This window comes from Bradyrhizobium sp. CCGE-LA001 (genome assembly GCF_000296215.2).
Lineage (GTDB): Bacteria > Pseudomonadota > Alphaproteobacteria > Rhizobiales > Xanthobacteraceae > Bradyrhizobium.
The window spans coordinates 268,573-282,257 of the sequence record NZ_CP013949.1 but is presented as its reverse complement, the minus strand read 5'-3'; the positions used below and the strand labels follow the sequence as shown (position 1 = coordinate 282,257).

Here is a 13,685-nt window from a genome sequence, read left to right as displayed (position 1 = left end):
TCCGACCTAGCTCAGTCCACCGCGCGCTGGGCGCTAATAAGCAACTCGACGAGCGGCGAAGTTCACTAAATGGCAGTTCTTGTCGCGCAGCTGCGTCAGCGCATCGGGAAGAGCCGCGGAGAGATTGGTCTCGGCACCGGTTTTGTGCCCATCTTTGTCTCCAGGGAAGACGGCTATCCCGATATCGTCGATCTCACTATTCCTGAAGAATAAACGGGATTTCAATTCGCGGAAGCGATCTAGATGGGCCTCGGTCGCACCCCACGTCAACTGACGGAATTTTTCGTGGATTGCGGAAAGCGATTGAACATATTCTCGCACCAATGGCTTCAGCTTTATTCTGTTTGGGCCAGCCTGCAACTCCACCAGAGTTTTTGCAGGGCTGAACCTTGGATTAAGCGCGAGTTCATCCACATGAATTTCCGGACTGAATTCATGATCGACGTATCTGAGATCGTCGGTACGACGTAGAGCAACGGTGAAGCCATGCACCGGGAGCGCGAAATGTTGCGCGTGATTTCGAAGCGCTTCAAGCGTGCGATAGCTTTGGAGCCGGTCGAATTGGCTGCTCTTTTCTTCGTGCACCATAGGTCCGATAGCAGTATCACCAGTGATACTTACAGCGTGACGCTCTACTGAGTCCTGATACAGCCTGACCGATGACAGGAAATTCGACAACTTTCTTCCCGTCGTACTGCGAGGGGCATGATGGTTATTGGAGTCAGCGATTCGGATCGAAAGTAGAGACCTGAGAGATTGCCCGACAATGAACTCCTCAAGCTCTCGATAGTTCTCAAGCAAGTTGTCGTACTTTTCTTCTGCGTCAAGCGAGTGGAGCAGACCTTGCACGGCGTCAACAGCGCCATCGTACTCAGCCCTGGATATTTCGATCGGCGGGTCTGCGTTGAAAAACAGTTGCCCGACATAGTAGCGGTTCGTCATCGTGCTCAATCTCGAACAGCACAAAAGTATTTGAGTCTCTCATCCAGTGCTGCACTTGAAGACATCGCGCACTTGCGGAGGCGGGGATACCGCTTGTCGAACTCTTCAGCGTAAACGACGACCATCGATTGACGCATGCTGTTGATTGATTGCTCGATGGCCTCGGCAAGCGCTTGCTGAGCTTCTTTGTTTAGGAAGTTCTTCGACTGCACTTGGGCGAGCAGCATATCTAGGTGCAGAATTTTCCGAAGTCTTTCCTCGTGGTCCTTACATAGTACCGTCGCGACTTTTTCGAACTGGCTCGGTTTCGTGCGCGCAGTCATGTCTAGGAGCCGCGCACCTTCGTGGTTGAGACAATTGATGTAATTGCTCGCTGCAAGCCTGCGAGCTTCCCTTTCATCTCGCGGCTTGTCCTGCGCAGCAACGGGGCTGGAAACTGTTGAGCACAAAACCAGAAACAGAAGTCCAATGGATGGTGGCCACATGTAGAAGCTTTCCGACCGGCGACTACTGCCCCGGAGCTTCGGCTTCCGGTACGTGGTTGCGCAGTTCTGCTATAATTTCCGCTGCAACGACAGATGCATCCTCGAAGAGCACAGGCCAGTCGGGCGCTCGACAGGCAGCACCGCCAACCTCTTCAGGACGAAACCTCTTCGTTCCGACGTCGTCTCTCAACGCGCCCCTGTGCTCTGGTGAGGCCCAGCCTTCCAACTTTGAGACAATTCCCTCTTGCCAAAGAATGTCGTCTTCGCGCGCATCCGGCCAGCTGTCTTCAACCAACAGAGGGAAACCTAAGTGCTTCAGGACGCCAACAATAAATGTTGCACACGTAAAACCCTGCCCGATGGGCGGCGCGACGAAGTCGCTGGTTTCTTCGACGTACGGACTGCCATCAGTCCGAAAACCGTATGGAATCAAATCCGGATTGGCTCGACGGTCATCGAGCCATGAGGCTACGACCAACCGATTCGACTCGTCCAAGTTTATCTCGCTCCAAAGGTAGGAGTCGTCCGGTTCATCGTCACGTTGTATTTCGTGCCAAGCAAAATGAGCAACACGTGGCTGATTATCCTCTAGTTGATAGAGGAAGCCCACATGAATGCCGAATTCATGTCCCTCGTAAATTGGATCAACCTTCTTGGCGACGATGCCAAGAAAGTTCACTTCTGCAAACGGATGCTCGGCATTCGAACGCAGGGGCATATTTGTCAGATCAAGCCAACGAGAATCTTCTTGGCCGGAAGTCCGCGCGCATCGAGCTCTGCTCTCACCTTCGTGAGGAGCGCGTACCAAGTTGGAATCCGCTCTTTCACTTGAAACGTTGTTCTAAGCAGGGCCAACATAATCTCGGGCGAGAGTACTTTCGGCGGAATCACGCCATATATACGACTAATGTCGTCGAACCTTCTGTCTTTTAGAAGCTTGTTTACGCCTGCGATGGCGGCCTTCACTTGAGTAGTATTGCTACGTTCCGGTCCGGCCACGATAGCGTCGCTGAGCCATGACAGATCGAGCGGCTTCTTTCTTTGGGTTTGCCAGATCTCTGGCAATGATGGGCGCGCCCAACGGCCGCTGTAATTTACGCGCCAGTTTTTGCAAATAGACGTAGCCAAACGAAGTGTGTCCTCATGGGCGAGGACTAGTCGCGAAGGTTCGTCTGTATGGTCGCAAATCCACATTCCGACGACCATACACTCGTCTTCCGCAAGCCTCCGCGGCTCAGGAAACTGGTCGAGGATTGAGGGCGTCATGTAGCCGTGGCCGGATACACCACTGAAATACGCAGCCGCTTTCGGCATTGAAAGCGCTGAGACGATCGAGGCTTTGTTGTTCATCGGCGTCAATTGCTTTCGCAGAGAGGAAAAGATTATCAATCAGGAAACGTTGCTTCTCTTCGGGTTCGTCAGGCGTAGCAGTACCTACTGCGATTCTGACCGTGCCCTCAGCGATCGGAAAATTTATCACAGAGGCGTAGCTCTCAACTTCGGCTTCGGGAATGTCCTCCCGAGCAAAAGGCCCGATCAACTCTGGTGCTATCAGTTCGCGCCACGGCACGCCCTCGAGTCCAAGTTTGCTCCGCTCGACGGAGTTCACGTAATTTAGCGAGAGCCGAGTGAACACCTTTGGCGAGTAGTGCTTCAGCAACGTCGATACCGCCAGACGAATATGGTCTCGGAATTTTTCCCAGCGTTCGTATTCGAGGACTCGAATGCCCACGAAATCTGCTCCAAGCGCGATCGTAACGTTTCGATCGGAAGAGTAGAATTCGTATATCGTCGAACGCGGCGCCTTCTCTTCCGCACGCTCCGTAGCGCCTGTCACAATTGGCGCTTCCTGCGTTTCGAGGAAAGGAAACGCCTCAATCAAGTCTTGTTGAAAGCCGACCGGCAGTTCGTGATCAATCGCCAGTATTCGAGGGAATGAGACGTTGCAGACGACTTGGATGAGCGGGTTAGGGTCATAAAGCACCCTGTCCCTAGCTGGAAACTTCATCGCCAAGCCCTTTGCATCCCCGAATCGGCACCCTAGGAGGTCGGTGCCGGTTCGTCCAGCGGTTTAGCTGTACGGCCGCCACAACGACAGGCGTAGTTACGAGGCAAACTCAGCCTCAGGTATGATCCCAGATAATCGTTGATGGTCGCTTTCGATCCTTCTGGACTGCTTGGGCGTGCAAGACGCGTTTTTGCGAGTCCGAGCGGCGCAGCGCCGCCCTGGGCGCAGAGAGCCGGGAAGCTTTTCCGGCGACAAGCGCAGCCTCAACTTACCCCAAGCTTACCCGAGGCAGTTTTCGACAGATTGGAATTGGATCTAAGTACTGGTGCCGCAAGAGGGATTCGAACCCCCGACCCCGTCATTACGAATGACGTGCTCTACCGACTGAGCTATTGCGGCGAACCCTGCCGGAGCCCGAACGGATGTTGGCTCCAATACGCGGGCCCCTGATATCGGGCATGGCCCGAATTGGCAAGAACAAGCGGCGGCCGAAATGCGCCTCACGCGCCCCAGCGGGACCAGAATCCGCGCCAGCCGCCGGCCTGAGCCTTGGGCGTGCCGATTTGTTCCGTAAATTCATCGCTCGGGCCCTCGTCATCAATCCCGGGATCATCCGGCGCGCGGACGATCGGGATCACGGCGGGGATTGGGGCCGGTCCGGGCTTGCCGAGATCGGCACGGCTTCGGAACACCGGCGTGGCCGGCGGCGGCGATGATTCGGCCGGCGCCGGTGCCGGATCGGCCGGATCGGCGGGCGTGACCGCCGGCTCTTCTGTGGCAGCTTCGTTGGCGGCTTTGGGGGCTTCCTTGGCGGCCTCTTTGGCCTGTGGGGGCGAATTGTCCTGAGCGGCCGGGGCTGGGGCCGGAGCCGCCACCGGCGGTTCCATCGGAGCTTCGCTGGCTGCCGCCGTCACCCGCTTCGGGGGCGGGGCCGCCAGCATGGCTTCCTCGAACGCCGAGGACTCGATCGTGGTGCTCCTGTCCGAGGGCAGGCTTGCGACCGGGGTCTGCCATTGGAAGGCGTCGAGGCGCCCGGTGACCGGGGAGACCGGCCGCCAGCCGTCGCTGACATAGCCGTCCGCCGTCCAGGCGGGATCGTGGCGGGCGCGTACCGCGCGCAAGGTCCAGGCACGGGCACGGCCGCCGTCGCCATGCTCGGTGCGCTCGATCTCGGCCATCAGCAGCGCGACGCGCTGCGTCGGGTCCTTGAGATATGGCGCGAGCACCTCGCGCGCGCGGGCGAACTCGGAGGCATCGATCGCGGCGCGCGCGATCGCGAGCTGGCCCTCGACATGACCGGGCTTGTCGGCCGGTGTCTTGGCCGCGAGCGTCTCGACCCGCTGCAGGCGGTGCCACGCGGTATCGCCGAGCTTCACGTGGGCATAGGCATCGGCAAGATCGGGATGCGGGTTTGCGAGCCAGGCGGCCTCGACCAGCTTCATGGCGCGGCGCACCTGATGCGCCTCGCTCTCGAATTTCGCGGCGAGCACCGCGGCTGGCACCAGGGTCGGTGCGAGCTTGACCGCCTCCATCGCGCTCTCGCGCGCGACGTCGCGGTCCATGGTTTCCAATTCCAGCGCACGCGCGGTGAGCAGGACGCCGCGTTGGCGGCGATAGGTCGGCTTGTCGATCTGCCCCGCAGACAGATTGGAATCGAGGATCGCGAGCGCACCGCTCCAGTCGCCGCGCGCGCAGCGGAAGCCGAGCACCGCATGCGAAGCCCAGGCCGAGGACGGCGACAGCTTGATCGCTTCTTCGGCGATCATCACGGCGCCGACCGCATCGTCGGCGCGCTGCGCCTCGATGAACAGGCCGCGCAGGCCGAGCAGGCGCGTGTCCTCGCGCTCGGCCATGGCGCGGAAGGCGCGCTGCGCCTCATCGCGATTGCCGTCGAGCTGCGCCGACTGCGCATGCAGCAGCAGCGCGAGCGGATCGTTCGGCGCATGCCGCCGCGCCGCCACCGCGTGCCGACGGGCAAGCGCGGTGTCACCGTGACCGATCGCGAGCAGGCCGTGGGTGATGGCGTGGCGGCCGCGCGCATGGCGTTTCTCGTGACGACGGCGGCGCAAACGCCCCGGCGTGCGCCAGATCATGGTCACGATGCTCCAGAGCAGGACGACAGCAACGGCGAAGATGCCGAGAAGGAGCACGAACACTGGAATGGTTGGCGAGGCCCGCCAACCGCCCCAGGTCAGGACCACTTCGCCGGGCTGGTCGGCAACCCAGGCGCCGCCGGCCGCCGCCAGCGCGATCAGAATGAGAAAGAGCACGATGCGAAGCATGACAGTCCCTATACGCGCTGATTGTTGCGCGAACCTTATTGAGCGGGCTTGACTGAATCGGATTTGGCGAGATCCGCCATGGCATCGTCGGCGAATTTGCGAGATGCGGCGAGCGCGGCATCGCGGGCATCGGCCTTGTCGAGCCAAGCCCGCGCCGCGGTGCGATCGGCCTCCGGCAGCGATTTCAACTCGCGACGCGCCTCGACGAAATCGTTGCGCAGCGCCGCCGCCGTGACGCGCGCCACGATCGCACCGCGGTCATTGCCGACGCCGTCGGTGCGCTCGATGCGGACGAGCTTCGATGCGCCCGCCTGGAGACGCTCGACGATACCGGCGCCACCGGCCTGGGCTTCCGCCGGCGGCGACAGCTTCGGAACGATGGTGAGCAGCTCGCGGCTCAGCGCGACCGGCGTCGGAATGCCCGATGATGCGAACGTATCGAGCGGCTTCAGCGTATCGGGCTTGGCCGCCAGCGACCGCGCCGCCGCCAACTGCTGCTGATAGGGATCGCCATGGCGAACCGCGACGTCGAGCAGAGCGGCGGCCACCACGTGGCGCAGCGGCCTGTCGTCCATTGCCTTGACGTCGGCAATCTTCTCGCCCTGCTGCGCGATCTCGGCCCGTTCGGCCTTGCTGGCGCGTTCGAGCTGCGCGATGCGGTCGTTGAGCGCGGAAAGATCGGGCGCGGGCTTCACGTCATTCAGTGCGCTCGCTGTCTTGTCGGATTGCGCGCGCAGATTGGCGAGGTCGCTACGCAGGCTGCCGACGGTTTTCTCCAGCGCATCGATTCGCGCCGCCGTCGCCGGATCGGCGACGGGCTTGCCCGCCTTGGCTTCGACTGCGCTGACACGCCCGCTGAGCGCGTCGACCGTCGCGCTCGTGACTTGTGGTGCGGCAGGCGGCGCCTGCACCGCGGGCCAGCCCAGCATCCAGCCGACCGCGATCACGACGGCCGCGGCCGCAGCGCCGGAGAACGGCGCGATCACCCAAGGCGAAATCGGCGGCGACACGGCGGCAGCCGCGATGGCGGCTTCCGCCTCATTGCGCTCCGGCCCGGGGTCGGCGTGCTCGGGCTGAAGCTCTTCGGGCTGAACCTCTTCGGACTTGGCCTGCTCGGATTGTGGTTGCGCGGTCTCGGCGAGCTCTAGCGGCGGCTGAGCTGCGGGCTCGCCCGCCGCCTCCTGCGGCTGGGTCGAGACTTCGGTCGCCTCGAGGTCGATGGTGGGCGGGGTGCGCTTGGCACGACCGGCGTCGGGGGCCAATCCTGCGTCTTCAGGCTTGTCGTCGGCCATCGTGACGGTTCCTCACATTTCCATACCTTGCACGGATCCTTTGGGAGGATCCGATTGTGTCGGATTCGGGCCGACCTCTTACGCCAAACGGGTGCGCAAAGCACGCTCCAAGGTGTCGAACAGGGCATTTTCGTCCGGCGTGGCCGCGACCAGAACCTGCGACGCGCCGGCCTCGCGGAGCACGCCAGCAACCGTCTCGGACAGGCAGCATTGCGGTATCGCCAGCGCCGAGATTTCAACACCTTCCTCCCGCGCCGCGTCCAGGAACGCCCGTGCGCTGCGCCGGGAGTAATGCAGCACCGCCTCGATGCCGTGGGCAGCGAAGCCATCGCACACCTCGCGCGGCAGCACCTTGACGGGCGCCATGCGATAGGTGGTCTGCGTGACCACGTTGAATCCTTCGGCGCCGAGCTCACCGCCGAGATCGCGCGACAGATCCGCGCCCGCCAGGTAAAGCAGCGTGCAGTTCTTCTTCAGCACCTTGTCGCGTGCACCCTGCACCACCTTGCCGCGCAGCGCCGCCGCATCGCCGCCGGCTACGGTCACGTCGGCAAAGCCGGCGTCGCGTGCCGCGGCGGCCGTGTGCTCGCCGACCGCAAACAGCGGCAGGTGCGCCAGACCAAGGTCCGGCAGTTGCGGCGCGATGCCGCGAATCGCATTGGCTGATGTGACGACGATGCCGTCATAGCTCGTCTCTCTCTCGGCGTGAAAAGCGACCGGCTCGAACTTGAGCACAGGCGCAAGCAACACCGCGTACCCCCGCGCGCGCAAATTCTCTGCCGTCGCCTCATTGTCGGGATGCGGCCGTGTGACAAGAATGGACATCGCTGCTGTTCCCGAACCAATTGGCGGCGCATGGACGAGGACGACCGCGCGTGGCGATTGCGCAAGCCATCCCCGGAATGCTACCGGACGTACCAGAACTCGGCTTTCCGGATGAGCGCAAGGGCGCAAATTGGATAACAATTCGCCAATGCTGGTATTGGGCATCGAAACCACCTGCGACGAAACCGCCGCGGCCGTGATCGAGCGCGCACCCGACGGCAGCGGCAGGATCCTGTCCAACATCGTGCGGTCGCAGGTCGAAGAGCACGCCCGCTTCGGCGGCGTGGTGCCGGAGATCGCAGCCCGCGCCCATGTCGATCTGCTCGACGGCATCATCGACCGCGCGATGCGCGAGGCCGGCATCGGCTTCGCCCAGCTCGGCGGCGTCGCGGCGGCCGCAGGGCCGGGGCTGATCGGCGGTGTCATCGTCGGGCTCACCACCGCCAAGGCGATCGCGATGGTGCACGACACGCCGCTGGTCGCGGTGAACCATCTGGAGGCGCATGCGCTGACGCCGCGCCTTACCGATGGCATCGAATTTCCCTATTGCCTGTTCCTTGCCTCGGGCGGACACACCCAGATCGTGGCAGTGACCGGCGTCGGCCAATATGTGCGGCTCGGCACCACGGTCGACGACGCCATCGGCGAGGCCTTCGACAAGGTCGCCAAGATGCTGGGCCTGCCCTATCCCGGCGGTCCGCAGGTCGAGCGTGCTGCCGCAAGCGGCGACGCCGCACGCTTCGCCTTCCCCCGGCCGATGCAGGGCCGTCCCGATGCCAATTTCTCGCTGTCGGGCTTGAAGACAGCGGTACGTACCGAAGCGAGCCGGATCGCTGAGCTCACGCCGCAGGACGTCAGCGATCTCTGCGCCAGCTTCCAGGCCGCCGTGCTGGACTCGACGGCGGACCGGCTGAGCGTCGGCCTGAAGCTTTTCCGCGAGCAGTTCGGCGCACCGCGTGCGCTCGTGGCCGCCGGCGGCGTGGCCGCCAATCAGGCGATCCGTGGCGCCCTGCACGACGTCGCGCAGCGGGCCGGGACAGAGCTGATCATGCCGCCGCCGGCGCTCTGCACCGACAACGGCGCGATGATCGCCTGGGCCGGCGCCGAGCGTCTCGCGCTCGGCATGACCGACACGATGGACGCGCAGCCCCGCGCGCGCTGGCTGCTCGATGCCAACGCGACGGCACCGGCGGGTTACGGCAAGACGCGGGCGGGATATTAGCCATGACCGCGTTCCAGTCCGTCGCGGTGATCGGAGCGGGTGCCTGGGGCACCGCGCTGGCCACCGTGGCGGCGCGGGCAGGACGGAATGTGACGCTGTGGGCGCGCAATGCCGAGCATGCGGACCGGATTGCCGCAACGCGCGACAATCCACGGCTGCCCCGCGTGCCGATCGCTCCGGAGATCGTCGTGACGAGCGATCTGGCCCTCGCTGCGCGCGCCGACATGCTGTTGATCGCGACGCCCGCGCAACACCTGCGCGGCGCGGTCAACCTGCTGGCTTCCCACATGGCAAAGCCGGTGCCGGTCGTCGCCTGCGCCAAGGGCATTGAGCACGGCACCCATAAATTCATGACCGACGTGATCACCGAAGCGGCGCCGCATGCGCTGCCCGCGATCCTGTCGGGCCCGAGTTTCGCCGACGACGTCGCGCGCGGCCTGCCGACCGCGGTGACGCTGGCCGCGAAGGAAGAGGCGCTGGCAAGTAACCTGGTGCAGGCGCTGGGCTCGCCGACATTCAGACCGTATCACACGACCGACATCCGTGGCGTCGAGATCGGCGGCGCCGCCAAGAACGTGCTGGCGATCGCGGTCGGCATCGCGGTCGGGCGCAAGCTCGGCGCCTCCGCGCAAGCTGCGCTGACCACACGCGGATTTGCCGAGTTGACGCGTCTCGGCCGTGCCCTCGGCGCACGCGGCGAGACGCTCACGGGCCTGTCCGGCCTCGGCGACCTCATTTTGACTTGCTCGAGCCCGCAATCGCGTAATTTCGCACTCGGCCTCGCGCTCGGCCGCGGCGAGCAGCCGGCTGCGGGCAAGCTCGCGGAAGGCGAGTCCACCGCACCGGTGTTGATCGAACTCGCGGCTTCGCAAAACATCGAGATGCCGGTATCGAACGCGGTCGCGTCGATCCTGAGCGGCCGGAGCACGATCGACACTGCGATCTCGGCACTGATGACGCGCCCCTTCAAGGCAGAGGAATGACATCCTCTGTCATGCCCGCGCTTGTCGCGGGCATCCACGTCTTGATATTGAATTGGTTGCAGAGACGTGGATGGCCGGGACAAGCCCGGCCATGACGAATGGATAGGGCGTGCGATGAACTACTGGCTGGTGAAATCCGAACCGTCGGTGTGGTCCTGGGACCAGCAGGTCGCGAAGGGCGCCAAGGGCGAGGCCTGGACCGGCGTGCGCAACTACACCGCGCGCCAGAATCTCGTTGCCATGAAGAAGGGCGACAAGGCGTTCTTCTATCATTCCAACGAGGGCAAGGAGATTGTCGGCATCGCGGAGATCATCAAGGAGGCCTATCCGGACCCGACCGACAAGACCGAAAAATTCGTCTGCGTCGACATCAAGGCCGACAAGCCCTTGAAGACGCCGGTGACCATGGCCGCGATCAAGGCCGAGACCAAGCTCAAAGACATGGCGCTGGTGAAATATTCGCGGCTGTCGGTGCAGCCGGTGACGGCGGAGGAGTGGAAGCTCGTCTGCAAGATGGGTGGGGTTTAGGCTTATCCAGCCTCAGAGTTGTAGGGTGGGCAAAGCGCAGCGTGCCCACTATTCAAGATGAAAGCTCGCGGCTGGATGGTGGGCACGGCGCGCGAAGAGCGCGCCTTTGCCCACCCTACGGCTCCGCAGCTCGGGCCTCCGGCAATGCGAAGACTTGGCACGGCGAAGCAATGCCGCGCAGCGGATGCGATCCGAGCGCGATGAGGGGCGTCTCCGTTTCCGCGGCGAGCGCGCCCGACACCAGCACGGTCCGCCCCAACGGCTTGCACAATCCCTCGAGACGACTCGCCAGATTGACGGCGGGACCGATCGCCGTGAAGTCGAGCCGGTTGGCAGCGCCGATATTACCCCAGAGCATCTCGCCGAGATGAAGCGCGGCGCCGAACGCGAGTGGCGGCAGGCCCTGGCCGCGGCGCTCTTTGTTGAGAAAGGCCATTCCGGCTTCGGCCGCGCCGGCCGCGCGCAGAGCGGCCTCGCAGGCATGGCGCGGTGACGCCTCGACCACCGGAAAGATTGCCAGCACGCCGTCGCCGATGAATTTCAGCACCTCGCCGCCAAAGGCGTGAACCGCACCGGCGATGCGATCGAACCAGGCATCGAGCGCCGCAATGACATCGGCCGGCGGATTGGTTTCCGACAGGAGCGTGAAGTTGCGCAAGTCGGCATAGAGCAGCGCGGCCTGAATGGTCTCGCCGAGATCGCGCCGCAACGGTGCCGCGAGCACCCGTTCCGCGCTGCGCTTGCCGAGATAAGCATCCAGCGCCGCCCGCAACGTGGCACGCCCGGCGAGCACCGCGAGGGGCGTTGCGGCAAATCGCGCCGCCTGACGCAACTGCTCGATCTCGCTTGCGGTGAACGGCCTCGGCCCGATCCAGCCGAGCTGCGGCCCATCAGGTCGTCCGACGATATCTTCGTGCACCTCGCCGCCCGCAATGTCGCGCAACCAACGACGGCCAGCATCGTCGGGCGGATCGGGCGCGAGGCCACCCGGTGCAAAGCCGAGCGCTTCGATCACCCGACCGTTATCGGCACGCCACAACCAGGTCCGCTTTGCGATCAGCGGGTGCGGCACCTCCAGTGTCAAGGCGCCCGCCGCGAGCGGCACGCCGTCGGCGACCAGATGTGCGCCGAGTTCCGCAAGCAGGCGGTCCGCCCCAGGACTGTCTGAGGCAGCATCGACAAGCCAGGCTAGCGTCGGGGAGAGCTGCATCGCCCGATCATGACGAAGGCACGCCGCCTTTGTCACGGGCAATCCTTGACGGGCAGCGTCACCACCGCCATGTCCGGGTGTCTGTCCAGGGATGATCGCCCAAGGATCGCAAATGACCGAACCCTTCATAGTGCGGCGCGAGACCCAGATCGCGGCCCCGCGCGCCACCGTCTTCGCCTATCTGACCGACCCAGATAAAATCCTGAGCTGGATGGGCTCCGATGCGACCACGGAGCCGCATCCCGGCGGGCTCTACCTGCTCAAGGGCGTTGGCCCGCGCGGCCGCATCGCCCGCGGTGCTTTCCGCGAAGTCGTGCCGGTGCATCGTCTGGCCTACACGTTCGGCTGGGAAGATGGCCAGGAAGTGCCGCCCGGCTCCAGCCTGATCGAGATCGACCTGATCGAGCGCGACGGCGGCACGCTGCTGCGCATGACCCATAGCGGCCTGCCGACCGAGGAACAGGCCGCTGCGCATGCAAAGGGATGGGCGCATTATCTGGAACGGCTCACGAGCGCAGCCGCCGGCGGCGATCCCGGTCCCGACAGGGGCTTGTCAGAAAAGCCGTAGCAACGGCAGATCACACTGCCGCGGTCGCCACCACCTGCGCCAGCAGCTGCTCGCGCCGCGCCTGCGAGCGCTGGCCCTTCATGGTCGCGGCGAAGCGTTCGAGGATGCCGTCCTCGAAGGCGGTGACGATGGTGTCGTGGACGTAGCTCTTGCGGCAGATCGCCGGCGTATTGGAGAGCTGGTCGGCGGCGGCACGGATCGCGTCCAGCACCTGCTTCTTGCGGCCGCGCTGGCTGGTCGCCGGCGTGATCCGCGACAGCGATTCCACGACCACGGCGGACGCCATCAGCGTGCGAAAATCCTTCAGCGAGATCTTAATGCCGGCGATCTCGCGCAAGAACGCATTCACCTGCGTGGTGTTGACCGCGCGCACGATGCCGTAGGCGTCGCGATATTGGAACATGCGCTTGCCGGGCACGCCCTGCAAAATGCCGATTGCGCGCACCAGCTTGGCGGCGTCGCACTCCTTCCGCACGGCCTTGCCGCCCTTAGCCTTGAAGGTCAGCACGAAGCAATCGTCTTCCAGCGTCACGTTGGACTTGAGCAGCGTGGTGGCGCCGCGGGTGCCGTTGAGACGAGCATATGATTCATTGCCGGGACGGATCGCCGTGCGGGCGATCAGCTCGATCACGGCCGAGAGCGCGAATTCACGCGTGGGCTTGTCGCCCGACAGGAATGCCGAGACCTTGCGCCGAATCTTCGGCAGAGCGCCCACGAGCTTCTCCAGGCGATGCGCCTTGCGATGCTCGCGGACCTTCTCCCAATCGGCATGATAGCGATATTGCAGCCGGCCCGCGGCATCGCGTCCCACGGCCTGCAGATGCGAGCTCGGATCGGCGGAGTAGCGCACCTCGCGATAGGCCGGCGGCACCGCCATGGCGTGCAGCCGGCGGATGGTGCGGGCGTCGCGGATATGAGCGCCGTTGGGTCGCACGAAGGAATAGCCCTTGCCGCGCCTGATGCGGCGAATGGTCAGCTCGTTCTGATCGCCGAGCCGTAGGCCGAGCTCCTTGGCGAGCGCTTCGACCGTCGCCGGCGCCCCGTCGAAGGTTTTTTTGGGGCTAGAACGCCTGAAACCGGCCGGCTTGGGCCATTGTCCGAGGGCTTTGGCGAGGGCAATGGCCGCAGGATCGGCTGAAGCGGGCCGCATCGTCCCGAGATTCTGCTGATCCATCATAGTCTTATGCCTAGCCCTGTCTGTTACCGTTCAATGCCGCTGTTCTAATTTTTGTTCCAAGAGGTCTCTCCGAACCCGGGTTGGCCATTTAGGGTGTTCCGAACCGCATTGCGAGTCCCGAATCGGTGAGGAAAGGTCTCTAAATACCTCCATTCGCCGCATG

General features: G+C 63.8%; 14 protein-coding genes and 1 tRNA gene. 4 read left to right on the top strand and 11 right to left on the bottom strand.

Annotated features, from left to right (window positions below):
- Positions 1-33 precede the first annotated feature (33 nt).
- From BCCGELA001_RS01315 to BCCGELA001_RS01275, 9 genes are all read right to left on the bottom strand, one after another.
- On the bottom strand, positions 34-942 hold the full coding sequence (locus BCCGELA001_RS01315; RefSeq protein ID WP_060734440.1) for a hypothetical protein: 909 nt from the start codon (positions 940-942) through the stop codon (positions 34-36).
- Positions 943-947: 5 nt separating this feature from the next.
- On the bottom strand, positions 948-1,427 hold the full coding sequence (locus tag BCCGELA001_RS01310; protein WP_144441089.1) for a hypothetical protein: 480 nt from the start codon (positions 1,425-1,427) through the stop codon (positions 948-950).
- A gap of 22 nt (positions 1,428-1,449) precedes the next feature.
- Positions 1,450-2,145 (bottom strand): hypothetical protein, encoded by a 696-nt coding sequence (locus BCCGELA001_RS01305; RefSeq protein WP_008539347.1) that lies wholly within the window; start codon positions 2,143-2,145, stop codon positions 1,450-1,452.
- A gap of 5 nt (positions 2,146-2,150) precedes the next feature.
- Positions 2,151-2,555, bottom strand: coding sequence for a hypothetical protein (locus tag BCCGELA001_RS36685; RefSeq protein WP_144441088.1), 405 nt, complete (start codon positions 2,553-2,555; stop codon positions 2,151-2,153).
- 106 nt (positions 2,556-2,661) lie between these two features.
- The gene (locus tag BCCGELA001_RS01295; protein ID WP_008539352.1) at positions 2,662-3,435 is read right to left on the bottom strand and encodes a TIGR04255 family protein; all 774 of its coding nucleotides are present in this window, start codon (positions 3,433-3,435) and stop codon (positions 2,662-2,664) included.
- Positions 3,436-3,758: 323 nt separating this feature from the next.
- Positions 3,759-3,834: transfer RNA gene (locus BCCGELA001_RS01290), tRNA-Thr, on the bottom strand.
- A 101-nt stretch (positions 3,835-3,935) separates the two neighbouring features.
- Positions 3,936-5,717, bottom strand: a complete 1,782-nt coding sequence (locus tag BCCGELA001_RS01285; RefSeq protein ID WP_060734437.1) for a heme biosynthesis protein HemY — start codon at positions 5,715-5,717, stop codon at positions 3,936-3,938.
- 35 nt (positions 5,718-5,752) lie between these two features.
- Positions 5,753-7,009, bottom strand: a complete 1,257-nt coding sequence (locus BCCGELA001_RS01280; protein WP_008539368.1) for a COG4223 family protein — start codon at positions 7,007-7,009, stop codon at positions 5,753-5,755.
- A 78-nt stretch (positions 7,010-7,087) separates the two neighbouring features.
- The gene (locus BCCGELA001_RS01275) at positions 7,088-7,834 is read right to left on the bottom strand and encodes a uroporphyrinogen-III synthase (protein ID WP_060734436.1); all 747 of its coding nucleotides are present in this window, start codon (positions 7,832-7,834) and stop codon (positions 7,088-7,090) included.
- Between the two features lie 148 nt (positions 7,835-7,982).
- On the opposite strand from BCCGELA001_RS01275, the gene tsaD reads away from it, so the two are divergent.
- From tsaD to BCCGELA001_RS01260, 3 genes are all read left to right on the top strand, one after another.
- The gene (tsaD, locus tag BCCGELA001_RS01270) at positions 7,983-9,056 is read left to right on the top strand and encodes a tRNA (adenosine(37)-N6)-threonylcarbamoyltransferase complex transferase subunit TsaD (RefSeq protein WP_060734435.1); all 1,074 of its coding nucleotides are present in this window, start codon (positions 7,983-7,985) and stop codon (positions 9,054-9,056) included.
- Positions 9,057-9,058: 2 nt separating this feature from the next.
- A complete protein-coding gene (locus tag BCCGELA001_RS01265) occupies positions 9,059-10,039 on the top strand; it encodes an NAD(P)H-dependent glycerol-3-phosphate dehydrogenase (RefSeq protein WP_060734434.1) in 981 nt (326 codons plus the stop codon).
- A 114-nt stretch (positions 10,040-10,153) separates the two neighbouring features.
- The gene (locus tag BCCGELA001_RS01260) at positions 10,154-10,567 is read left to right on the top strand and encodes an EVE domain-containing protein (protein WP_060734433.1); all 414 of its coding nucleotides are present in this window, start codon (positions 10,154-10,156) and stop codon (positions 10,565-10,567) included.
- Positions 10,568-10,682: 115 nt separating this feature from the next.
- On the opposite strand, the gene BCCGELA001_RS01255 is transcribed toward BCCGELA001_RS01260, so the two are convergent.
- Complete coding sequence (locus tag BCCGELA001_RS01255) at positions 10,683-11,777, bottom strand: adenylate/guanylate cyclase domain-containing protein (protein WP_008539392.1); 1,095 nt, start codon at positions 11,775-11,777, stop codon at positions 10,683-10,685.
- 112 nt (positions 11,778-11,889) lie between these two features.
- On the opposite strand from BCCGELA001_RS01255, the gene BCCGELA001_RS01250 reads away from it, so the two are divergent.
- Positions 11,890-12,345 carry an SRPBCC family protein gene (locus BCCGELA001_RS01250; protein WP_008539394.1) on the top strand — a complete coding sequence of 152 codons (456 nt, stop codon included), beginning with the start codon at positions 11,890-11,892 and terminating at the stop codon, positions 12,343-12,345.
- A 10-nt stretch (positions 12,346-12,355) separates the two neighbouring features.
- Here BCCGELA001_RS01250 and BCCGELA001_RS01245 read toward each other — a convergent pair whose 3' ends face one another.
- Positions 12,356-13,522 carry a DNA topoisomerase IB gene (locus BCCGELA001_RS01245; protein WP_060734432.1) on the bottom strand — a complete coding sequence of 389 codons (1,167 nt, stop codon included), beginning with the start codon at positions 13,520-13,522 and terminating at the stop codon, positions 12,356-12,358.
- Positions 13,523-13,685 lie beyond the last annotated feature (163 nt).

Excerpts from the sequence above, each read along its gene's own strand:
- BCCGELA001_RS01315 (WP_060734440.1), bottom strand. The coding sequence starts at position 942 with ATGACGAACCGCTACTATGTCGGGCAACTGTTTTTCAACGCAGACCCG.
- BCCGELA001_RS01310 (WP_144441089.1), bottom strand. The coding sequence starts at position 1,427 with ATGTGGCCACCATCCATTGGACTTCTGTTTCTGGTTTTGTGCTCAACA.
- BCCGELA001_RS01305 (WP_008539347.1), bottom strand. The coding sequence starts at position 2,145 with ATGCCCCTGCGTTCGAATGCCGAGCATCCGTTTGCAGAAGTGAACTTT.
- BCCGELA001_RS01295 (WP_008539352.1), bottom strand. The coding sequence starts at position 3,435 with ATGAAGTTTCCAGCTAGGGACAGGGTGCTTTATGACCCTAACCCGCTC.
- BCCGELA001_RS01285 (WP_060734437.1), bottom strand. The coding sequence starts at position 5,717 with ATGCTTCGCATCGTGCTCTTTCTCATTCTGATCGCGCTGGCGGCGGCC.
- BCCGELA001_RS01280 (WP_008539368.1), bottom strand. The coding sequence starts at position 7,009 with ATGGCCGACGACAAGCCTGAAGACGCAGGATTGGCCCCCGACGCCGGT.
- BCCGELA001_RS01275 (WP_060734436.1), bottom strand. The coding sequence starts at position 7,834 with ATGTCCATTCTTGTCACACGGCCGCATCCCGACAATGAGGCGACGGCA.
- tsaD (WP_060734435.1), top strand. The coding sequence starts at position 7,983 with ATGCTGGTATTGGGCATCGAAACCACCTGCGACGAAACCGCCGCGGCC.
- BCCGELA001_RS01265 (WP_060734434.1), top strand. The coding sequence starts at position 9,059 with ATGACCGCGTTCCAGTCCGTCGCGGTGATCGGAGCGGGTGCCTGGGGC.
- BCCGELA001_RS01260 (WP_060734433.1), top strand. The coding sequence starts at position 10,154 with ATGAACTACTGGCTGGTGAAATCCGAACCGTCGGTGTGGTCCTGGGAC.
- BCCGELA001_RS01255 (WP_008539392.1), bottom strand. The coding sequence starts at position 11,777 with ATGCAGCTCTCCCCGACGCTAGCCTGGCTTGTCGATGCTGCCTCAGAC.
- BCCGELA001_RS01250 (WP_008539394.1), top strand. The coding sequence starts at position 11,890 with ATGACCGAACCCTTCATAGTGCGGCGCGAGACCCAGATCGCGGCCCCG.
- BCCGELA001_RS01245 (WP_060734432.1), bottom strand. The coding sequence starts at position 13,522 with ATGATGGATCAGCAGAATCTCGGGACGATGCGGCCCGCTTCAGCCGAT.